The 22,441-nt window shown below is 62.6% G+C and carries 18 protein-coding genes; 12 read left to right on the top strand and 6 right to left on the bottom strand.

The features are described 5' to 3' along the window. Positions 1–27 precede the first annotated feature (27 nt). The 7 genes from GY791_03540 to GY791_03510 all read left to right on the top strand — a co-directional run bounded on the left by GY791_03540 (position 28) and on the right by GY791_03510 (position 10,872). A complete protein-coding gene (locus GY791_03540; protein MCP4327492.1) occupies positions 28–1,470 on the top strand; it encodes an NAD-dependent succinate-semialdehyde dehydrogenase in 1,443 nt (480 codons plus the stop codon). A 204-nt stretch (positions 1,471–1,674) separates the two neighbouring features. Further along, positions 1,675–2,814 carry an amidohydrolase gene (locus GY791_03535; GenBank protein MCP4327491.1) on the top strand — a complete coding sequence of 380 codons (1,140 nt, stop codon included), beginning with the start codon at positions 1,675–1,677 and terminating at the stop codon, positions 2,812–2,814. After that, the gene (locus GY791_03530) at positions 2,814–3,962 is read left to right on the top strand and encodes an aminopeptidase P family protein (protein ID MCP4327490.1); all 1,149 of its coding nucleotides are present in this window, start codon (positions 2,814–2,816) and stop codon (positions 3,960–3,962) included. Before GY791_03535 ends, GY791_03530 begins: the two co-directional genes overlap by 1 nt. A gap of 10 nt (positions 3,963–3,972) precedes the next feature. Next, positions 3,973–4,761 carry an arylmalonate decarboxylase gene (locus GY791_03525; protein ID MCP4327489.1) on the top strand — a complete coding sequence of 263 codons (789 nt, stop codon included), beginning with the start codon at positions 3,973–3,975 and terminating at the stop codon, positions 4,759–4,761. A gap of 343 nt (positions 4,762–5,104) precedes the next feature. After that, on the top strand, positions 5,105–5,830 hold the full coding sequence (locus GY791_03520) for a hypothetical protein (protein MCP4327488.1): 726 nt from the start codon (positions 5,105–5,107) through the stop codon (positions 5,828–5,830). Beyond that, on the top strand, positions 5,827–9,195 hold the full coding sequence (locus GY791_03515) for a VWA domain-containing protein (protein ID MCP4327487.1): 3,369 nt from the start codon (positions 5,827–5,829) through the stop codon (positions 9,193–9,195). The genes GY791_03520 and GY791_03515 overlap by 4 nt, the downstream gene beginning before the upstream one ends. 3 nt (positions 9,196–9,198) lie before the next feature. After that, positions 9,199–10,872 (top strand): hypothetical protein, encoded by a 1,674-nt coding sequence (locus tag GY791_03510; protein ID MCP4327486.1) that lies wholly within the window; start codon positions 9,199–9,201, stop codon positions 10,870–10,872. Between the two features lie 21 nt (positions 10,873–10,893). Here GY791_03510 and GY791_03505 read toward each other — a convergent pair whose 3' ends face one another. Both GY791_03505 and GY791_03500 read right to left on the bottom strand, forming a co-directional pair. Next, a complete protein-coding gene (locus GY791_03505) occupies positions 10,894–12,192 on the bottom strand; it encodes a VWA domain-containing protein (GenBank protein MCP4327485.1) in 1,299 nt (432 codons plus the stop codon). A gap of 310 nt (positions 12,193–12,502) precedes the next feature. Next, positions 12,503–13,492: a hypothetical protein gene (locus GY791_03500; protein MCP4327484.1), complete on the bottom strand. Its 990-nt coding sequence runs from the start codon at positions 13,490–13,492 to the stop codon at positions 12,503–12,505. 771 nt (positions 13,493–14,263) lie between these two features. Here GY791_03500 and GY791_03495 point away from each other — a divergent pair. Continuing rightward, positions 14,264–14,665, top strand: a complete 402-nt coding sequence (locus tag GY791_03495; protein MCP4327483.1) for a hypothetical protein — start codon at positions 14,264–14,266, stop codon at positions 14,663–14,665. Between the two features lie 94 nt (positions 14,666–14,759). Beyond that, positions 14,760–16,316 carry an acyl--CoA ligase gene (locus GY791_03490; GenBank protein ID MCP4327482.1) on the top strand — a complete coding sequence of 519 codons (1,557 nt, stop codon included), beginning with the start codon at positions 14,760–14,762 and terminating at the stop codon, positions 16,314–16,316. Between the two features lie 16 nt (positions 16,317–16,332). On the opposite strand, the gene GY791_03485 is transcribed toward GY791_03490, so the two are convergent. The 4 genes from GY791_03485 to GY791_03470 form a co-directional block, all read right to left on the bottom strand. Next, on the bottom strand, positions 16,333–16,929 hold the full coding sequence (locus GY791_03485) for a 2-hydroxychromene-2-carboxylate isomerase (GenBank protein ID MCP4327481.1): 597 nt from the start codon (positions 16,927–16,929) through the stop codon (positions 16,333–16,335). 33 nt (positions 16,930–16,962) lie between these two features. Continuing rightward, positions 16,963–17,697, bottom strand: a complete 735-nt coding sequence (locus GY791_03480; protein ID MCP4327480.1) for an SDR family NAD(P)-dependent oxidoreductase — start codon at positions 17,695–17,697, stop codon at positions 16,963–16,965. Between the two features lie 88 nt (positions 17,698–17,785). Next, on the bottom strand, positions 17,786–18,856 hold the full coding sequence (locus tag GY791_03475) for an AI-2E family transporter (protein MCP4327479.1): 1,071 nt from the start codon (positions 18,854–18,856) through the stop codon (positions 17,786–17,788). A 41-nt stretch (positions 18,857–18,897) separates the two neighbouring features. Continuing rightward, positions 18,898–20,289 (bottom strand): FAD-dependent oxidoreductase, encoded by a 1,392-nt coding sequence (locus GY791_03470; GenBank protein ID MCP4327478.1) that lies wholly within the window; start codon positions 20,287–20,289, stop codon positions 18,898–18,900. A gap of 137 nt (positions 20,290–20,426) precedes the next feature. Between GY791_03470 and GY791_03465 the strand changes: the two genes are divergently transcribed. The 3 genes from GY791_03465 (at position 20,427) to GY791_03455 (ending at position 22,340) form a co-directional block, all read left to right on the top strand. Further along, a complete protein-coding gene (locus GY791_03465; GenBank protein MCP4327477.1) occupies positions 20,427–20,963 on the top strand; it encodes a hypothetical protein in 537 nt (178 codons plus the stop codon). Between the two features lie 117 nt (positions 20,964–21,080). Further along, positions 21,081–21,266 (top strand): hypothetical protein, encoded by a 186-nt coding sequence (locus GY791_03460; GenBank protein MCP4327476.1) that lies wholly within the window; start codon positions 21,081–21,083, stop codon positions 21,264–21,266. 111 nt (positions 21,267–21,377) lie between these two features. Beyond that, positions 21,378–22,340 (top strand): toll/interleukin-1 receptor domain-containing protein, encoded by a 963-nt coding sequence (locus tag GY791_03455; GenBank protein ID MCP4327475.1) that lies wholly within the window; start codon positions 21,378–21,380, stop codon positions 22,338–22,340. Positions 22,341–22,441: the final 101 nt, after the last annotated feature.

The following is a 22,441-nucleotide window of genomic DNA, read 5'->3' as shown; positions in this document are numbered from 1 at the left end:
AATTCATCGAACTTTGGGGAGCCCGCCATGAGCGATCACATTTTCCCACTCTTCATTGCCGGTGACTGGGTCGCGGGCAGCGACGGCGTGACCGGGCCGGTTCTCGATCCGGCGACCGAGGAACCGATCGGTGCCCTGTGCCACGCCGGCGAGGCCGATTTGCAGCGCGCCATCGCGTCCGCCGAGAAGGGCTTGCGCGAATGGTCGCGGGTTTCGGCCTGGGATCGCGGCGCCATCCTGCACAAGGCGGCGCAGATCATCCGCGCGCGGCGCGACGATATGGCCCTGGTGATGACCCGGGAGCAGGGCAAGCCGCTAGCTCAGGCGGCGGCCGAAATCGACCGCGCCGCCGATTTCATCGAGTGGGGCGGCGAGGAGGGCCGGCGGGTGTCGGGGCGGACCTCCCGCGGCCGCGATGGCGTTTCCCGCATGATCGTCGACAAGGTCCCGATCGGTGTCGTCGCCGCCTTGACGCCGTGGAACTTCCCCATGGTGCTGGTCGCCAAGAAGCTCGGCGCCCTGCTCGGCGCCGGCTGTTCCTGTGTCCTCAAGCCGGCCGAGGAAACGCCCGGTTCGGCCATCGAGCTGGTCAAGGCCTTGCTCGATGCCGGATTGCCCGGCGACGCGGTCAACGTCGTCTTCGGCGTTCCGGATGAGATATCGCGACCGCTGATCGCGGCGCCGGCCATCCGCAAGGTCACTTTCACCGGCTCGATTCCGGTCGGCAAGCTGCTCGCGGCGCGCGCCGGCGAGCATATGAAACCGGTCACCATGGAACTCGGCGGGCATTCGGCGGTGGTCGTCTTCGACGATGTCGATGTCGACGCGGCCGCCCGGTTGTTGGCCCAGCGCAAGTTCTTCAATTCCGGCCAGGTCTGTGTCTCGCCGACGCGCTTCATGGTCCACGACAAGGTCTACGAGGAATTCGTCGACCGCTTCGCCGCCGCCGCCAGCGGCCTCAAGATCGGCGCCGGCAAGGACCCGGCGACGGAGATGGGCCCGCTGGCCAATGACCGGCGCCTGGCGGCGATCGAGCGTATGGTCGACGAGGCGGTCGACAAGGGCGCGAACGTGGTGACCGGCGGCAGCCGGGCCGGCAACCGCGGCTATTTCTTCGAGCCAACGGTTCTCACCGGGGTTCCCGCCGACAGCGACATGATGACGGTCGAGCCCTTTGGCCCGGTGGCCCCGATCGCGCCGTTCAGCGACCCGGAGGCGGCGCTCGAAGCGGCCAACGGGCTCGAATACGGGTTGGCGTCCTACCTTTTCACCGCGCGCGCGGAAGAGCATCGGCGCTTCATCGACGGTTTCCAGTCCGGTCTCGTCGGCGTCAATGACGTCCCGCCGCATTTCCCGGAATCGCCGCTCGGCGGCTGGAAGGACAGCGGCTACGGGGTCGAAGGCGGAACCGAGGCTCTCGACCCCTACCTCAAGACCAAGCTCGTCGGCATCTATCCGCCACCGGCCTGAGTGTCCGGCCGAGTCCCATGGCGGGCTCGGCAGCGGTGCGCGGACCGAACTCGCCGCGGCAGAATTGAACGCGCGGCGTGCCGGCGCGACGACAATAGCGCTCACCTCGCCGATCTGATAAGGGGTCGCTGGCCGCCCTTTGTTTTGTCAATCGAGAGACCGTTAAGCGTGACCGATCTACCCACACAATCGCTGAAAGATGTCATGGTCGAGTGGCGCCGCGATTTTCACCGCCACCCGGAACTGGGTTTCGAGGAACATCGCACGTCGGCGCGGGTTGCCGACCTGCTGGAAGAATTCGGGCTCGACGTCTACCGCGGTATCGGTCGCACCGGTGTGGTGGGAATCCTGCAACGCGGGAACGATACGCGGAGTGTCGGGCTTCGTGCCGATATGGACGCGCTGCCGATTCACGAGGCGAAAGAGCCGGCGCATCGATCGGGGACCGACAGCGTGATGCATGCCTGCGGCCACGACGGCCACACCACGATGCTGCTGGGCGCGGCCAAACATCTTGCCGCGAGCGGCGCCTTCAACGGCCGGGTCGTGTTCATCTTCCAGCCCAACGAAGAGCACGGTATGGGCGCCCCGGCGATGATCGAGAACGGTCTCTTCGAGCGCTTTCCCGTCGATGAGGTTTATGGAATCCACAATATCCCCGGCATGGAGCTCGGAACAATCGCGACCCGCGCCGGCCCGATTACGGCCAGCGAAAGTCTCTTCGAAATCGAGGTCACGGCGCGCGGAGGTCACGCGGCGCTGCCCCATATGGGTGTCGACGCCATCACCGTCGGAACCGAAATTGTCGGGGCGCTGCAGACGATCGTTTCGCGAAAACTCAACCCCAGCGTGAACGGCGTCGTATCGGTCACGGAATTCATCACCGACGGTAAACGGAACGTGCTTCCCGGTAAGGCCACATTGCGCGGAGATGCCCGCGCGCTGCGGCCGGAGATCAATGCCGACATCGAGGCCCACATGCGTCGAATCGTCGACGGCATCTGCCGGGCTCACGGGGTCTCCGCGATGGTCACCTACGACACCGTTTTTCCATCGACGATCAACGCGCCGCGGGCGGCTCGCGCCGCCGCCGAATGCGCGGCCAAACTGGTTGGCGCCGAGCGCGTCGACGGGGATTGCGATGCAAAGCTCTTTTCCGAGGACTTCGCGCATATGGCCGCCGCGCGTCCGGGGTGCTTCGTCCTGTTGGGGAACGGAACGCGAGGCGCCCACGCGCGGCCGCTTCATTCCGACGATTACGATTTTTGCGACGACGCGCTGACCGTGGGTTCGTCGTTCTGGGTCAGGCTTGTCGAGCAACAACTCGCGGGTCCGGGCGCCTAATGTTTACGCAGCGGATGGGGAGCTTGCGCGCCAAGTTGGCCGAAACCGGTTTCGACCTCGCGCTGATAACCGACGACGACAGCGTTTACTACTTCACCGGTTATTACGATTACCTGCACATGGACTTTGGGCGGCCGACGATTCTGGTCGTGCCCAAGGATGGCGAGGCCCTCCTGATCACGCCGAGCATGGAATTGGACATGGCCGAGGCGGCGGCGCGGGTCGACCGAATCGCGGCCTGGAACGACGGACTTGGCAACGAATGGCGCGAGGAATTGCCGTCCATACTGAGCGGCAATGTGCGGGTCGGGATCGAGCCCGACCGGATGCCGCCGATCGTGCGCAGCTACCTCAACACACTCGTCGAGGATGGCAAGCTGGGAGACGTCGCCCCGGTCATTTCCGAAATGCGCATGATCAAGTCGGACGAAGAATTGCAGATCGCGCGCCACGCCGGCGCGGTCGCCATGGCGATGATGGAGGCGGGACGCGCGGCGATCGGACCCGGCGTGCCGGAATACGAGGTGGCTCTGGCGACGTCGTCCGCGGGCACGCGCAAGGCGGCCGAGTTGCTGGCGACCCACTATTCCGATCGGTGCATGTCGCCGAACACGCATTTCCTGCAGATCATGGCGTCGGGCGACGAAATCACGAAGCCCCATCACCGAGCCTCGACGCGCATCATGAAGCGCGGCGATCCGGTCTTCCTGTGCTTTTGCGGGATGACGAATTTTCACCGCTTCAAGCTGGGTTTCGACCGCACGTTCTGGATCGGCGAAGTGCAGGACAGCAAACAGGCCGAAATCTATCGGGTGGCGGTCGACAGCCAGGCGGCGGCGCTGAGCGTCCTTCGCCCCGGCGTCACCGCCGAAGAGGTGCATCGGGCCTATGCCGCCGTCATCGAGGAAGCGGGTTTCGATTACCCATTCCGCTGTGGGCGTGCCACCGGATACAGCTATTTGGAAAAGCCCGAACTCGTTCTCGGAGACAAAACAGTTCTTCGCCCCGGCATGGTGTTGGCGGTCGACGGCTCGGTCAGCGAGACCAAGAGTTTCCGCGCGCAAGTCGGTGACAGCTTCATCATCACCGAGGATGGGTATGAGCAGATCACGGATCACGCGAAGGCACTCGACGACGTAATCCTCTGAGGGGCGATCGATGTTCAAATCAGGAGAGACGATCCAATCGAAGGCACGGCAGCCGCAACTCGATGCCGGCAAACACTGGCGGGCAAGGCTCGGCTTCATCCTGATGTCGACCGACCTGGCGGCCGAGTCGGATTTCTTCGCCATGGCGCCCGAGGGCGTCGCGGTGCACATCACGCGGCTCAAGTCGGAGGATTACACGACCAATGAAACGCTCGCCCGCCATATCGACACCATGGCCGACGCGGCGTCGCGCATTCAGCCGGACACCAAGCCGGACGTTGTCAGCTACAGCTGTACCAGCGGTTCCATCGTGATCGGCGAAGAACGAGTGATGGCGGAAATCGAAAAGGGCGCGCCGTGGGCGAGGCCGATGTGCCTGGTTACGGGGGTGGTCGATGCGCTGCGGGAATTGGGCGTGCAAAAACTGGTCGTCGGGACGCCCTACCTCGATGAGATCAACACCGCCGAGGCGGAATTTCTGGTCGGCAAGGGCTTCGAGGTACTCGATATGCAGGGCCTCAACCTCACGACCGGCATCGAATTCGGCTGCGTTACGCCGGACTACTGGAAGGCGTTCGCACTCGAAATCGATCGCCCCGACGCCGACGCCATATTCTTGAGCTGCGGCGGTATCCGCTCTCTGGAAGTCGCCGAGGAGATCGAACAACTCACCGGCAAGCCCGTCATCACCAGTAACCAGGCGCAGTTCTGGAGCTGCCTCCGGCGCGCCGGGATCGGGGATTCGATCGAGGGTTTCGGCCAGATTTTCTCGCGACCGGGCACTCGTTTGGCGCCCTGAGAATTTCGCCCATAACCATTGCGGACGACCACCGCGGGCGCCGCAGGCCAATGAGCGGTGCTGAAATCATTTGACTGCACCAATTGGAATGCCAGGTCCTTTTGCGATCCGTCGCGGGATTCAGGGCGGTTTTCGATAGGAGGCCGCGATGGATTTAGAACTGCGATGCCGAACTTTTTCGGTAAACGTAGTATAATTGCGGCGTTTCCTTGCTCCGACTGAAATTGACGGGGGCAAAGAGTCGTTGGACATCGCCTTGATCGAAGGTACTGAAATCGTCCAAAAACGAGGTCGACCCAAACGGCACTGCCCGCTTGTGACGTTCTTGACTGCTGTGGCCTTGGTGGTTGTTTCAGCACGCGCGGAAGCACAGGACGGCGCTGATACTCACGCGAATCCGACAGCTGACCCCAGTGCCGTCGTCATCGAACTATTGGTCGATGCCGGCGACACGATTTCCCTTCGCGGGGCGCCCTACAGCGAAAACATGACTTACCCTTTGGCCGAGATCACCGAGGACACATTGGTGCTGGATCCGCTGGTGGTCTCCGCCCTATCCCGGCGCGATGCCGATTTTCCGCTGCGGCTGGCTGACAATGTCAGGGAACTGGCCGATGTCGCCGTGGTCGTGGTCGAACGCCGGCGCTATCTTGGCGAGATGCGGCGCGGCGACGCGACCGTGATCTGGCTGCAGCCTGGCCTGCCACCCTTTCCCATCGCCGACCGGCCCGACCTGGTGTTGATGACGCCGGTCGGCAGCGAGCCGCCGCTCTTCGAGCTGATCCAATGGCCGGAAGCGATGTGGAAACTCGACGACAGCGAGCGCGACTCGCCGGTGCTCGAAATCGACAGCGATGACGGGGTCGCGGAACTGGCTGCGGGCGACGAGACCGTTCTAATGAGCGCGGACTGGCAACTGCCGCTGCGCCTCGCCCGGTTCGAGCCGGTCAAGGTCGGCGATTCGTCGAACGAACTAAAGCCGGTCGAGATCGATCTCGGCGAGGCGACGTTCTCGACCGAGGTCACGATCCGGTTTCATGGCCGCCTCGCCATACGGATCGCGAAGTGAGAGCGGCGCTCCGCATATTGGCGATGGCCGGTGTCGTCCTGCTCTTCCTTGGTGGCGTCGCCGACGCCAAAGTGGGCTGGAGCGACTGGCTGACCGCGAAAACCTATCACACGGACCATTTTCGGGTGCTCTATCAGGCGTCGCGACCGTCCGCATTCCGGGCTGGGATCCAGGAAGGGCAGACCAGCGAAGCCTATGCGAAAGCGGTCGGCGATTATATCGAGGAAGCGCGGACAAAGATCTTCGACGAGCTCGGCTTCGCGGAACCGTCATGGCTCGAAGGGCATAAGGTCGACGTCTATATCACCGACATTCCCGTTAGCGAACGGATGGGGTTCAAACCCACCGGCGTCGCCTACCAGAATATGGGCTTTCTGGGCGAGCTTGTCGGCGAGCGCGTGCTTTACAATCCGTGGATCGAGATCGGCTTGGAGCGGCATGTCTGGGGAAACAGCGCCGACGAGGCGTGGAAGGAGCATTATCTGAAGGCGCTGGTGGCCCATGAATTCTTCCATGTCGTGCAGTTCGGTTACGACGTCGCGGAACGGTTCTGGCTGATGGAATCGACGGCGACCTGGGTCGAGGACAAGGCGTTCGATCCGCCGCCGGAATACTGGCTATCGACCGGGTGGGCGGAGCGGTATGGGGCGTGGGATGCCAATCGCCTGTCGATGTCGACCCTGAGCAGCGAGGACGCCAACGAATACGCGGCTTCGGTCTTTTTCCAATATCTTTCTGAAAGAAATCCCGGATCGAACGACATCGTCCGACGCATATGGGAAGAGGCGGCCGAAGTCGACGGCCACAATACCTATCAAGCCCTGGCCATCGCCCTCGGCGACGAATACGCCTGGGGCGAAAAAATGAGGGCGCGAATCGGCGACTTCGCCGTCGCGACACTGATCCAAAGCCCGTCCCTCAACCCGACGTTCTCGTTCCGAAAACGCGATGACGTCAAGCAAGCCTATATCGACGGAATGCATCCCGATATTGCCGCTAGTAACGAGCTCGAACTGATACGTACTGCACTCGACAAACTGGAAGGCACCCGCTTGGTGCCGCTGAAACGCGATCTGATGCCCTTTCAGATCGGCTACTATGAGATCGAACCGGCGCGTTCGGCGCTGGCCGGATTTTACGACATCAAGGAGGAGCAAAACCTCAGCCGGCTGTCGGTGGCGGTGCGCGGTGCGTCTCACCCTTACTGGGATTTCCGTCTGGTCGAAGTACCGCGCCGCGGCTACGACGACGACGGCCCGATCGAGCAGTGGAAAGTCCACGATTTCCCGGGTCAGCGTTTCCGCGAGAAGTGGGCGAGTGTCGAGATCGAGGATTTCCCCCGCACGCGATTGTTCCTGGTCGCGGTCAACACGAATCCGGTCGAGCGCGACGACGAGATCGGCCCCAATGAGGCGATCAAAGCCCTTGCCGCGAATTCGTTCGAGTTGGCGGCGGCGATCCTGACGCCGCCGGTCGTGACGTCGTTCATCGTCGACGTCGACGAGGCCATCGGCTTCCCCCCGGATTGGCGCCCGGTTTGGAAGGTCGTTCGCGAGCCATCGTCGCGGCCGGGCACCTGGCGCACTCGGACGATTCTGACCGAAGGCATCAGATTCGACAAAGAGGAAAACAAGAAGGTGCGCTTTCGCGTCAAGACCAGCCGGCCGGTAGACCAATTGGCGGCGCTCGATGTCGGCGGCGAGGAAATTAATCTCAAAGCGACATTGAGATCGAAAACGTATCGGAGCGACGGCAAGATTTTCTATAACGAGTTCGAAGGATTTGTCGACTACGAGTTCGAGGAATTCGTCGACAACGAGTTCGAGCGATTTGACGACGACGTCTACTTCTTCGAGGAGGCGGCGAAACGCTTGGCGGGCGGCGAAGAGGTGGTCGAATTGGAGGTCGCGGTGTCCGGCTTCGATTCCTGGATCGGCCGCTTCGACGAAAAGCCGGAGACCGCGCCTCGATTATCGGTGGAGGATGGCGGCACCCTGCGCGTGACGATGTGGGAAGGCGGCGCTTCGATTGGAGGAAACGACAGGCTCAGTGGACGGAAATTGCCGATCCATAAGCTCGATCCGACCGCCCATCTCGTGAAGCTCGCGGTCCTGCAGAACGGCGAGGCCATTTACCGGGCGACGTGGCGTCCCGACCCCGACCGCGATGGCGCCCGAAAGCTCGTTGTCACGGTCAACGAAGGCTACGATCCGGATGCGGCCGCGAAGGTGTACCTCAGTTTCGCAGAGCCTGTTGTCGACGTCACGGTGCGATTGGCCAGCGGTAAGCAGCCGGGATATCCCGAGGGTTACCGGGCAGAGCTACCGACACGTGTCGAGCAAGGATCCTATGACTACACCGTTACCATTCCACCCTCCGACGCGGTGGCGAAAATACTCGCGGAGGACAAGGAACTCGCCTTTCTTGTCGATGCGCGGGTCAAGGATGGGCCTCGCATCGACGCCGATCCACGGTCCGCCGCATGGTATGACTGGGACGACAAGAGGTGGTACGGGCTGGAGGAAAACGTCCGCTACGGCGGCAAGACCGACGGTGGCGGCACCGATGAATGGCACAAGCTCGACGCCGCCGGACGCTCGATTGTTCTGCTGCTGGACGCCTCGGGCTCGATGGAGGACGCCGGGCGCATGGTTGAGGCGAAAGACGGTATCGCCGAAGCCGTAAGGAAACTGCGCGTGACCGATGAAGCCGCACTGATTGTTTTCTTTGATTGCAACCGGATTCAGACGGTGGTGCCATTCACCAACGACCACGAAGAAATAGTCAATGTCCTTCATGGCATTGAACCATCGGGCGATACGCCACTCGGCGATGCCATTCGATTTGCCAACAACTACCTGCAAACCGTGGCACAATTTCCGAAGCGGAAGCTGTTGGTCTTCTCGGACGGTGAGACAACGTGTGGCAGCAGCGCCACCGGTGCGGTCGCCGAGATCGAGCCCGACGAGCCGAAACGACAGCCGGACAAGGAAGACAAGCCGAAAGAGTTGCGCTGGACGGCATATCGGGTCGGCACCGGTGGTGGCTCATCCGTTCCGAACTACTGGGTCGAGGCGATCGAATACCGGGAAAGCGACCACGAGGACGACGCCAATGACCAGGCAACATTAACGGTCCGCCGTCACCCCGTCTCCTATGTCAAGTCCCGCGGCCGAACCGTGTGGTCGATAAACTGGTCGCGTTCGCGGGACCAGAACAAACAGGAAGCTCGCGGGCCCAAGGTGCCCGGCCTGAGAGGCGAAGCCGGCGAATTGCGCGAACGGACGATAACCAAGGACCGCGTACACGATGCGGTCCAACGGCTCATGGGTCTCGATGCCGTCGCTCTGGGAAGCGCGCAATAAGCCATGGTCAGGCGCGCGATCCTGCCGCTTATCGCATCGATGCTGGCATGGCAGCTTCCGGCAGCGGCCGATGACAGACACTACGAGGTTGATGAGAAGGTCTCCTTCCATCTGTCGAAGCCGGGTGGACATCTCGACTATCCGATGCGACTGCCGGCGCCGGGCCTGCTTGCTTTCGAGACCGATCCCGAGACGCTGAAGAAAGTGGCCGTCGAAGTTCTGGATGCGGACGGCATGGTCATTGGCCGCGGCGGCGCGCGTATTTCCACGGCGGGGCCTTATGTCGTGCGGCTGCGGCGCGACGCACGCTACGACGCGGACCAGGGCTTCGACCAATGGGACGGCCATGGCGGTGGCGCGCTCGCCTTCTGGTCGCCCGACATCGACGCCTTCGAGCCCAACGATTCGCGCGAGACCGCTTTCGTCTTCGAACTGGGTCCGGAACGGTCGAGCGGTGGCGGTCCGGTGACGTTGTTCCCCGCCGACGACGCGGACCACTTTGTCCTCCGTCTGACGGCGCCCGGCTATGTGACACCGACCCTGCGGATACCCGCATTCGTCGATCCGGCGTTACGATATCGGTTGATACCGGCAGACGAGGACGGTGCGGCGTGGCAATTCGGCGAGACCCGTCTGCTCGACGAAGGCGATGTCGCGCTCACCCTTCACGGCGATGTTCCGCAGCCGGCGCCGGTCGAGCTGCGGTTCGACTACGCTCCCAATTGGGATCAATGCGAGCCCAACCACGAGGCCGCGACGGCCTGTGACCTCAGCGACGGACGGACGGTCGCGATCAGCCTTTACCCCGCCGCCGACGTCGATTGGTTTTCCTACAAGACGGATCGTCCCGGTGCCATTCTGCTGTCGCTGTCCGGACTCCCGACGCCGGTCTACGATGGCCAAGGCAATCTGGTTCGCGGCCTGGAGACCGTGGTTCGCTCGGTCGAAGTACCGGAAGACAGTGGCCGCTCAGCCCAATATCACGTCACCCATGGCACCATTTTTATTGGGGCGCCGGATCCGGGCGTATACCGTTTCGCGCTTTCCGGCCGGTGGATCGGTAGCAATCCGGTGAGGGCCATGGAACTGAACGCGCAGACCGTCGAGTCGGCGATTGCCGATACGGAACCCGACTTCGCGATCTTCGGTGTCTACGGGGCCGCCCTGGACGACGGCTCGATTTTCGAATTGACCTTTCTTGCCGGCCTCGGCGCCGGCAGCTTCAACGCGACGGCCGAAGCCGCCGACATTGCGGCGGCGATGAGTGCGACCCTCGGCCTGCCGGACGAGCCCGAACCGCGCGTGACCGCCACCGACCCTGACCCGGAGACGGAAATCGAAAAAAAGAGACAGGTTGGCGGGGAAACGGAGGTGGCGGAAAAAGAAGGTGCGTCCGTCGAAGCGTCGGCGGCGTCGCCTCAACAGGCGGCCGTGCCGCCAACCCCTGAGGAGGTCGAATTGGCGCGGCTGCTGGATCTCGAAAGTCTGCTTAAATCCTCTTCCGAAACGACCCTATGGCGGCACCATTACGTGCAGCCGGACGGCGAGATCGTCAAGCGCCTCGAGGCAACGAAAACACCGGCGCTCGCGGGCGAGGCGGAAGTGACGAAGAGCGAGGCGTTGTCGCCCAAGATGTCGCGTCGCCTGCTGGCCCGTGCCATCCAGGACATTGAGTGAACACCTGCGGCCGGTGGGGGCCTATTCCGTCGTTTCGATCTTCACCCAATCGACCTGCACAAACGTCTCGCCTCCCATCAAGTGCTTATCGGCACCATCTGAAATTTGTTGACCGATAGAAATTATCAGGAACTTTCCCGGCGGTCTCAGGGCCGTGAGTTTTTCCAGTTCGACCCATTGCCCTTCCTCACTATCGGCCGTCGTTGGGTCGCCTTCTACTTTCCCGGAAACGAAATAGCTCCGACCGACCTTCTCGACACGTAACACTATTGCTTGGATGTCGCGGGTCGCCAATTCGGAATAAGCCGCAATATTTTGAGAGACGTTGCGGTGTCCCAGTGCCTCCTCGCTGTAGAACATGTAGCTGCCAAAACTTGTGTATTTGCCCCTCGTGACCTTGTTGGCGGAAAGATGGACGTAGACATTTCCAGCGTGCGCGTTGACGCCGCTCCCCGCGGTAGCAGCGAGAAAGTTGTCCTTGTCCGTATAAAGCGCAAGAGAGAAGCTTTCCCGGAAAGTTGTGATCGAAGGCAGCACCCGCATGGTCGCTATCCAGTCTCCGTCCGGGAGAGGTTCGGTCAGTTGGAACACATTCGCGAGTGCGTCATCGTGGCTGTACAGCGTTAGTTCTGTGGAGGACAGGACGTTGAGAAAGCCATCCTCGACGATGTAGCTTTCGATGTCCGGATTGAGGACATCCCAATGTTCGCCGAGCACATCGCCGTCGAAGTCGTCTCGGAACACTTCGGTTATTGTCGGCCCAGCCGGCGCGGGCGCCGGTGCCGGCTCGGGTTCGGCCTGGGCGACTTGTTGCACTTGCTGGATCGCTTCCTGGAATCCGATCGTCGACTCGGCGTTGAAATACTGGCCGTTGCCCGCGTTCGCGATACATTCGAGCTGCCGGCGGGCCTCGCCTTCGACATTGAAGCCGACGACATGGACCCGCACGTTGATGCCCTTGGTCCGTAGCTCGCCCGCAACCTTGCAGGGGTCGCCATCGCAGGTCTCGATGCCGTCGGATATCAGGATGATGTTGTTGTTCTCCACCAGTCTGCCGTCGAAGGCGTGTTCACTTTGCGCCAGCGAGGCCGCAATAGGTGTCTTTCCCTTCGGCGAGATGTCTTTGATCTTGCGGAGGAGCGCAATTCCCGTATCGGCGCCGATTCCTGACAGCAACTCCACATCGGCGCAATCCGACTTTGCACGATGGCCGTAGGCCATCAGGCCGACATTTGTGTCGGGCGGCAGGCCGGTCATGAGGTTGGCGAGGACGTTCTTCGCGGTTGCGATCTTGGCGGTGCCTTCGAGCTGGCCCCACATCGAATTCGAACCGTCTAGAATGAACAGGATGTTGCTGGCAGCGACTGCCGATTGGGCCAGAGCGAGCACAAAAGCCGCGGCGAGTGCCGCGGTCTTGATCGACTTCAAGATTGACATGGCATTTCCCCCGCTGGTTGTCTTTGAGCCGAGGTGCTCGGACCGGCGAATTGCCAAGCAATCCTATCGCCTCATCTGGGTCCGGATGCTTATCGTACACCAAGTAACCAGCTATGGGGCAAGTCAATGGCGGCCGTGCAGTTCCGCGCTTGCCGTATGGCGCTGGCGCCGGCACATCCGGTGACGTACTGGATTAGCGCGGTTCGAGCGTCTGTGTCAGTCGAAAGAACTCGGGCCGATAGAGCTCCTTTTGCGTCATCGGAGCGAGGCCGACGAGGCGGTAATAGGTGTCTTCGGCGTCGACAAGAATGGCCTGGAAGACGAAGAGGTCGTCTCCGGTCACCTCGTCCGTGCCCGTTCCCTCGAGCACGTGTCCCGCTAGCGGGCCGACAGTGATCCGCCGTTCTTCGGTCACCCTGGCGTCCAATACGGTGGCGATTTCTTGAAAGGCGAGCCGCCCGAATTCGATATTTGCGGCATTGGTGCCGGGACCGAGCGAAGCGGCGACGATCCACGCGGGCTGCGGCCCCTCGGCGGTGGCCTCACCGACAAAGAGCGCTGCACTTCCACCCATGGTGTCCTTGAAGGGTAAGAGATCTCCCTCCGCGATGGCGAAGGGCAAGACTTCGAGAGGGTCGGTGGTCAGGTCCTCGCTATAGGCGATCGACGAGAGGGCAGCCTCGACCACGGCCTCGCTATAGACGCCAGCCTGCAAGACAAGGTCGGGCATGGTCACCAAGACCAAGGCGGTCTCGGTGCCGAGCCTAGCGATCAAGAACCATTTCTGGAAGAGGTAGCCGCTCGCCTCCTGACTGGCGCGGAAGCAGCGGTGCTCGAAGGTAATGGCCAGGTCGGGACAAGGCCCCTGTAGCGCCATGCCCTGAGCCGCGAGGTTGTCTTCCGTGAACCCGGCTTCGAGATCACCATAAGCCTCCTTCGGCATCTCGGTGATGACGATCGAGGCGACCGCCTCGCGATCCATGAAGCCCGTGAAGTCGGGGCTGACCACAAACCCCGTCGGCGGCACAAGCCCGATTCGGCTGGCTGGTGGAAACTGCGGTGCGTCGCCGGCGCGCAGTGTTCCGGGCAGAAATGCGGCGGGTAAATAAAACACCATGAAAAGTACTTTAAGTGGCCATTTCGAGAATGGCCGCCAGAGCCGCATGGCGTTCAGTGTTTTCATCCCTTGACTCCTAGCCGCCCGCCGGTCGAATGACCGGAAATATCATAGAAGAGGACAGGACCAACGGTTTCGCGCTGTCGAGCAGCAGGACGGCGGGCAACAGTCGGGGCGCGAACGCGAAAACTGTCCGTCGCATAATACCCCTCCCGATCGACTAGGACGAGCATAGCACGTCAGGTCGTTGGTCGCGTAGCAGGGGGTCCCCGTCATCGGTTCGCCGTCCAGCAGGCGGGCAACAAAGCGAAGGCGTTTTTCCATCACCGAACTCTCTTTCCACGGCATCAACACCTCCCGCCCGATAGAACAGGCCAAATGTGTTACCCATGTCTCCGGTACGAAATGTCGATTATGTCTCGGGCCGCTCAAATGACTTAGGCCGTCACGTTGTTGCGATATTCTTTTGTGTCCGCATAGCGTCCGAAATTGGCCTGTCCACTAATCATCACGACGTTCGGTGGCCGACGGATCCTTGATTCGTGGTCGCATATTCGAAATCCTATGGGCGTCAGTTGTGGTGCTAATCGCTAACCATAATCCCAAGAACGGGCAACCAAACCTTCATGGCCAAAGATCTATCGTGGCCCAATTCGAACATTCAAGACCGACGATTAGAATGTCGGCTTTCGGACCACAAAACGGTCGTCCAATTGCAATAGTCAATTCGGCAGCTGCGTGCCAAAACCAGACATAGGGAATCGGGATGCCGCTGGCGTCTCTTGGCCCAACTCAATCCTTCACACCAGATGATGCTTTGGCAGAAATCGGCGAAAAATTGCCATTCTTCTAACGTTGATAGCGCTATCGATTTTTTCAATTCGACGGGCCGAATCTCAACTACTTCGGGATGAGTCTCAGCAACATTGGGAATTTTGCGGCGGAGCTTCGCGAGGCGAGGGTGAAGGAGGAGGAAGAGTCTATGAAAGCGGTTGTCAACACCCGGTACGGATCGCCGAAAGTCCTGGAGATCCGGCAGGCGCCGAAGCCATATTCCTCAGCTGCGGTGGTATCCGGTCGCTGGAAGTCGCCGAAGAGGTCGAGCGGCTCACCGGCAAGCCCGTTATCACCAGCAACCAGGCGCAGTTCTGGAGCTGCCTCCGGCGCGCCGGGATCGGGGATTCGATCCACGGCTTCGGTCAGATTTTCTCGCAACCGGGTGATCATTTGGCGCCCTGAGAATTCCACCCATAACCATTGCGATCCCCAATCGCGAACGACAAAATCGGGCACCGCGGCCCAATGAGGCCCGCTCGAACAAGGACGATGCGTTATGCCACTCTCGGGACCACCCCTCGAAGCGCCGCTGACCCTGACCGAAATCCTGACTCCGGGCCTGGCCGGCAAACCCGACGAGGTCGCACTGGTTTCGGCCGAGCGCGGCTGGACCTGGCGCGAGCTCGACGCCGCCGCGACTCGGTTGGCGGCAAACTATCTGGCCCATGGTCTGCGTCCCGGCGATCGGCTGGCGTCGCTGATGCCCAATCGGACCTGGCTGGTGATCCACTATCTCGCCTGCATCCGCGCCGGGTTGGTGGCGACCCCGCTCAATTATCGTTACATGGCGCCCGAGATCGATCACGCGCTTGGCCTCAGCGGCGCGTCCGCCCTTGTCGTCCATGCCGAGCGCGACGACGACATTGCCAAGTCCGAGCTCGCCGGCACGCTGCCGCTGGGATTAATCACCTACGGGGCGACCGACGGGCGCGGCCCGGATCTGGCGGACATGGTCGAGCGCGAGCCGGTCGAAACCTCGCTGCCGAGACCGGGCCTCGACGATCCGGCGTTCATCTTCTTCACCTCCGGCAGTACCGGAAAGCCCAAGGGCGTCACCCACACCCACGAGACCTTCGCCTGGCTCCTCGCCGGGGCGGTGGCGGCAAGCGGACTCGGCGCCAGCGACACCATCCTGCCCGGCTCGTCGTTTTCCCATATCGGCGGCAGCAGCTTCTCGTTGGCGGCGCTCTCGGTCGCGGCGCGGGTCTTGGTGCCACGCACGTCCGATGGCGATGAGCTGATACCGCTATTGGATATCCACCGGCCGACGGTCCTGTGCATGCTGCCGGCGGCGTTGTTCACCCTGGTCCGCGATCACAATGCCCACGAGCGCGAATTCTCCTCGCTCCGCCTCTGCCTCTCCGGCGGCGACAAGGTGTCCGACCAGCTCGAAAAGGAGTTCACCGAGCTCGTGGGTTTTCCGATCGAGGAGCTGTACGGGATGACCGAAATCGGCTTGGCGACTGCGAACCCGCCCACTGCGGCCGACAAGACGGGATCGATCGGCGCGCTCAATGCCGGCTTCAGCCTGTCGAACCGGGACGACGCGGGCAACGAGGTCGCGGCCGGTTCCGAGGGTCGGCTGTGGATCAAATCGAAATCCAACATGGCCGGCTATTGGGACAATACGGAGGCCACCGTCGAGACCGTCCGCGACGGTTGGCTCGATACCGGGGATGTGGTGGTGGTCGACGACGACGGCTACCTGTGGTTCCACGGCCGCAAGAAACAGATCATCATCCACGACGGCTCCAATATCTGTCCACAGGAGGTCGAGGGCGCGCTGATCGAGCACGAGGCGGTACTCGAGGCGGGCGTGGTCGGTATCCACGACGCGGTGCACGGGGAGAACGTACGCGCCTATATCACGCTCAGCGACGAGGTCGCGCGGCCGGCCGCCATCGAGCTGATTCGGTTCGCCCGCGAACGGGTCGGCTTCAAGGCGCCGGAAGACGTCATCGTGCTCAAGGAGATGCCGTTGAACGCCACCGGCAAGGTCGACCGCGTCACGCTCAAGAGGATGGCCGAAGAACAGTCCCACGACATCGCCTGAGCGCGGGGCCCGACGGTCACGCCGCTTCGGCCTCCAAGGCGCGTTCGACCCAGTCGAGCCGGTCCTGGCCGAAATGCATCTCGTCGCCGACGAACATGGTCGGGACGCCGAAGACGCCGCGATCGACCGCGGCGGCGGTGGCCTCGATGAGCGCGGTTTTGATCTCCGGTCGCTGGGTGGCGTCGCCGAGCGCGACGGCATCGAGCCCGGCATCGCCGAGGATCGCGCCGATCTCGGTCGCATCCTCGACGTTGCGGCCGTCGACCCAGCAGGCCTCGAACATCGCTTGATTGTAAGTTTCGAGGCAGCCCGCCGCGGCGGCCCAGATCGCGCCCCGCATCAGGCCCAGCGTATTGAAGATGAAAAGGGGGTTGGGGTTGAACGGCACGCCATAGCGCGCCGCATAGCGCGCCATGTCGTCGAACATCCAAGCCTTCTTCTCGGCGATCCGCACCGGGGTGTCGTTACCGGTGGTCTTGAAAATGCCGCCGAGCAATACCGGACGGGAGACCAATTCGGTGCCGTGGCGCGCGCACAAAGCGGGCAGCTGGGTCCACGCCAGATAGGCGGTCGGACTGCCGAAGTCGTAATAGAACTCCACCTGCTTGGTCACGTCGGCTTCCTCTCTTGGTTCGATCTGGTTTCGCTACCAGGGTTCGACATAGGTCCGCACGTCGGTTTCGAACGTCCAGGCGGTGCGCGGCTGGACGTGGAGCTGCCAATAGATCTCGGCGAGGTCGTCGGGCTGCATGACGCCGTCGGCGGGCCGGGTTTCGAACCACTGGGGGAACAGTTCACGGGTCGCCGCGGTGTCGATCGGGCCGTCGATGACGACGTGGGCGACATGGATTCCCTCGGGGCCGAGTTCACGCGCCAGGCTCTGCGCCAGCGCGCGCAAGGCATGCTTGCCGCCGGCGAAAGCGGCGAACCCGGGGGCGCCGCGCAGGCTCGCCGTGGCACCGGTGAACAGGATGGTGCCGCGCTGCCGCTCAAGCATGCGGCGGGCGGCCTCGCGGCCGACGAGGAAGCCAGCGAAGGCGCACATCTCCCACACCTTGCGGTAGACCCGTGCCGTCGTCTCGATAACCGGGAAATGAACGTTGCCGCCGACGTTGAAGACGACGACCTCGAGCGGGCCGATATCGTCCTCGACCGCCGCCACCAGTGCCTTGACCTGGTCCTCGTCGCGGGCGTCGGAGTGGAACCCCGTCGCCCGCCCGCCGTCGTCCTCGATCGCCGCCACCAGGCCATCGAGGTCGCCGCGGCGTCGGGTAACGGTGACATGATAGCCTTCGCGGGCGAAACGGCGGGCGATTGCGGCGCCGAGATAGTCACCGGCGCCGACAACGAGCGCGGCCCTGGTCGTGGTGTCGTCGGACATGGGCCCAACCTAGCGGATTCTGCGCCGGCGGCAAATTCGCTCGCACCCTTGCCGGCATCGATAGGGCCGGTGGATTGCCGCTCCGGGCCTACGCCTCCTCGGCCTCGATTCGGCCGTCCTTCGACAGCATCACCGCGACCCAGCGCAGATCGGGCATGTGGCCGCAGATGATCATCACCATGGCCATGATCGGCACCGCCAGAAAGATGCCGACGATGCCCCAGATCAATCCCCAGGCGGCCAGCGACAGGATGATGATGAACGGGCTGAGGTTGAGCGAGCGGCCCATGAACGTGGGCTGGATGACCGAGCCGATGAGGAACTGAATCAGCGCCAGGCCGGCGAAAGCGATGGCGGCGGGCCACAGGCTGTCGAAATGGATCAGCGCCAGCGCGGTCGGGAACAGAACCGAGAGCGAGGGGCCGATATTGGGGATGAAATTGAGGACGAAGATGATCAGCGCCCAGGTCGCGGCGAAATCCAGCCCCAGGACCTTCATCAGGATATAGGCAGCGGCAGCCTTCAGTATCCCGGCGACCGACAGGATCCAAACATAGCGGCGTATGCTCCTGGCCACCGAAATCACGATGTCGTGGATGTTTTCGGTCTCCTCCGCCCGCGGAAACAGCGCGGCGATCTTGCGCGGCAGGATGTGCTGCTCGGCGAACAGGAAGCCGGCATAGAGCCCGACCAGGACCAGGGTCAGGATCATCGATCCAGCGGTCCCCACAGCCGCCGACACGCCGGCGGCGAAGTCGATGCGCGTCAGCGCGTCCTGCATGGTGGCTGCCGCGCCGCTGCCGATCAGACCGACCAGGCGCGTGAACAGCTGGTCGACGCGGGCCGCATAGTCGGGCGCGGCGGCGGCGATCGCCACCATCTGACTGGCCAGCAATTCGGAGAGGGCGGCGACGGCGACGACGATCAGGGCGATGGCGCACGTTACCGCTGCCCAGTGGGGCAGGTGCCGCCGGCCGCCGACGGACAACGCGGCCAGCCGGTCGATGATGGCGTTGAGCAGGCCCCACACCAGGAGCGCGATCGCCAACGGCACCAGAAGCGGCCGGGCGACGACGAGGAAGGCAACCACAATCGCGGTGGTGACGACGAAGCGGAAGTGACTACGCAGAATATCGGACTTGGCGGCGGCGTCAGTCATGGTCGGGCATCACGGCGTTGTTGCGATCGGCGGCGGCGTTGTCAAAGCGGGAATCCCATCCAGTGGACCAGGCGCACCCAGGCCCGCCGCCAGCCGCCGCGTGTATCCGCATCCTCGATCGCGTGCATGGTGATCTTGGCGCCGATCCAGCGGAACGGCTCGGGCGGTATCCAATTGGGCAGGGTGGTGGCGAGGTCGAGTTTGAGCTCGGGCGCCGCCGGGTCGTCGAGCAGCGCCAGGCCGAGGCGGGCGCCGAAGCGGCTGGTCGAGACGCCGAAGCCGGAATAGCCGCCGGCCCAGATCGCGCGGCCGCCGTGATAGCGCTGGAAGTGGACCGCCATCCGCGTCGATAGCGCGATGGGCCCGCCCCAGGCGTGGCTGAAACGGACATCGTCGAGCTGCGGGAAGGTGGTAAAGAAGGTTTCCGCCAGGCGCCGGTAGACGGCGATGTCGCGGTCCGCCGCGGGGTCGGTATCGTTGCCGAAATAGTAGCCGACGCGGCCGCCGAAGATGATGCGGTTGTCCTTGGTCAGGCGGGTGTAGTTGAGCTGGGTGCGGGTGTCGTAGACGCCTTGGCGGTGAACCCAGCCGATGCGGCCCAACTGCTCCTCGGTGAGCGGCTCGGTGGCGATGATGCGGTCGCGAATGGCGGCGACGCGGCGGGTGATGCGGCGGTCGCCGGCGGCGAAGGCGTTGGTCGCGAGCAGCACCTTGGGCGCCCGCACCAGGCCGTCGTGAGTGCGCACCGCCATCGCCGCGCCGTCACGCTCCAAGCCGGTCAGCGGCGTGTCCTCGTAGAGCCTTACGCCGAGATCGATCGCCGCCCGGCGCAGGCCCCAGGCCAGTTTCGCCGGGTGGACGATGCCGCTGCGTTGGCGCGACCACACCGCGCCATGATAGAGCGGCGAAGCGATCTCGGCCTGGACCGCGGCGCGATCGAGGTAGACGACATCGTAGCCGTGCTTCTTGTGGAGCTCGTATTCGTCGTCGAGGTCGGGCAGGTGGGCGGGATCGACGGCGACCGTCATCTCGCCGTTCCATTCGATATCGCCGTCGATGCCGTGACGCTCGAGGGTGGCGGCGAAACCGTCGAGGTTTTCCTGGCCCAGCCGTTCGAGGACATCGAGATCCTTGGGAAAGATCCGGGCTGCGTTGGATAGGCCGTGCATAATCGAGGTCGAGATGATGCCGCCGGGGCGGCCCGAAGCGCCGTGGGCGACCTTGCCCGCTTCGACCAGCACGATATCGCGGCCGGGATCGGCCTCCTTGCCCTGAACCGCGGCCCACAGCCCGGTGAAGCCGCCGCCGACGATAACCAGGTCGGCCTCGGTGCGGCCGATCAGCGGCGGTGCCGGGGACGGCGCGTCGGGGCTGTCGAGCCAGAACGGAAACAGCGTCGTATCGCCGAGCGCGCGATCGACCGGATTGACCATCGCCGGCTCCCCTTGAACTGCGGTCAGGACCGATCACTCTATCACGGTTCGATCACTTGGCGCAGCGCACCGCGCACCCTGGCGGCGGCGGCGTTGGCGCATTACAATCCGAGCCGGGTCAACGGGGAGGATAAGCGATGCGGATCCTGGCGATGGTGGTTGTGCTGGTGGCGGCGATGACGCTGCCGGCGGTCGCGGCGGACGATCTGCCGATCAGCGCGTTCTACGGAAAGTGGAGCGGCAGCGGCAAATCGAGCGGCATGGCAGGCGGCTTCTTCGACGTCTCCGAACGCGATCTCGACGTCACCATCTCGGCGGCGGGCAACGGTGTGCGCGTTGCCTGGACGACGTTCCTGCGCAAGGGCAGCGACCCGCAGAACCAGGAAGTCGTCAAGCGGGCGGCGAAGATCACATTCCGCGCCGGCGGCCGGCCCAACGTGTTCATCGAGAAGCGCGGCACCGACCCGTTCGACGACAAGCCGTTGTCGTGGGCGCGGATCGATGGCCGGACGCTCACCACCTACACCTTCGTCGTCGACAAGGACGGGGTCTACAGCCTGTCGAGCTATGCCCGTACCCTGGCCCGCAACGGACGCAACATGGAGCTCTTGTTTGCTCTCTTCCGCGACGGCGAGCGGGTCCGCACGGCGCGCGCCAAACTGGTCAAGAAATAGCCGCGGGCGAGTCGTCCGGTTTCCAGATGGCGGCGACAGTGGCGCGCCGCGGCAGCCGATATCTGTTATAATCGTGTCGCCCGAGCCACCGAGCCGGAACCGATGGAGTGACCAACGATGCCAAGCGCCAAGGATGCCGCCCGCCGGGTGATCGACCAATTGCCGGACCAGGCGACGTGGGACGACATCATGTATGAGCTCTATGCGAAGCAGAAAATAGAGGCGGGGATGGCCGACATCGAGGCCGGGCGCACCGTCCCCCACGACGAGGTCAAGGCCGAGCTGCAGCGTCGTGGTGATTGAGTGGTCGCATCGGGCGAGGACCGATATTCTCGATCTGAATGGATCAGGACATAAATCGCTGGGATTATCGGCAGGATCACCACGCACAAATGTCGCTCAGAGGAGTGAGGAATGGGGGAACCGCTGGTTCGTGCGCGAGTCTTCATCAGCCACAATCGTTCTGACAGGTCTCAGGCCCATAAGATAGGCAAAGAATTGCTAAAGGCCGGCCACGAAATTTGGCTAGACTCGTGGGAGATATTGCCTGGCGATTCGCTGATTGAGAAAATTTCAGATGGAATCATTGAGTCGTCTTATCTATTGGTTCTCCTTTCAAAAAATTCAGTCCAATCACCTTGGGTCAAAAAGGAACTAGAGGTCGCCCTCAACAGGCAATTGAAGGACAAGGGCATCAAAGTCATCCCATGTCTACTGGAGGATTGTGACATTCCTGTTTTCCTGGAGCCCATAAAATATGCGGATTTTCGGGAGAAATTCGCGGTGGGAATGGAGGAGCTCCATCCGGCAATCAAAATGGTCAGCCTCGCGACTATGGGACGTATCAAACAGGACGAGGACGTTTGGATACATGACCATGCAATCGACTACGGCTTTCCAAAGCCTGAGACCAATGAGAACTTTTTTCGCGTCAGCATTATCTCACATTACGCCGTCGAGAAGTTCAGCGTGTTTTTCAAGTTTGAGGCTCATGCAAGCAAGCTCATCAACCAACGTTACGAATCTTACCCACCTGAATTTAACGTCTTCAAACCCGTTGTTTTTTTTCGGCTGTTTATTGACGAAATGCGCCGCCACATAAACGAGTCTGGTCGGGACCTTTCGGTATTGCTGGACGGCCCTATGTTAAATCAAAATGAGTTCTCCGTACTGGATACGAAAAAACGTCCGGTCGCGACCTGCTCCACGTATGCACGCCGCATGGGTGAGGTGAAGGATAATCTGATCGTGTATTACTATGGCGAACTGGTGTTGCGGCAGCTGGACGAGTTTGTCGAAAGTCTGAGAAAGTACGCGCGGCAAGACTTGGTGGAGGAATTTAGGGTTTGGTTGGCCAAGAACCCGATGTTTAAGTAACGCGGAGAACGCAATCCACGTTGCCTGCGGTTTGTTCTCAGCCTGAAATCACCAGCTTAGCTTCGGGCGCTGTCACCCGGGCGTCAGTCGGATATTGGCAC

Source organism: Alphaproteobacteria bacterium, from assembly GCA_024244705.1.
Taxonomy (GTDB): domain Bacteria; phylum Pseudomonadota; class Alphaproteobacteria; order JAAEOK01; family JAAEOK01; genus JAAEOK01.
Note: the sequence above shows the minus strand (reverse complement) of the source record. Positions and strands in the feature narration are given on the sequence as shown.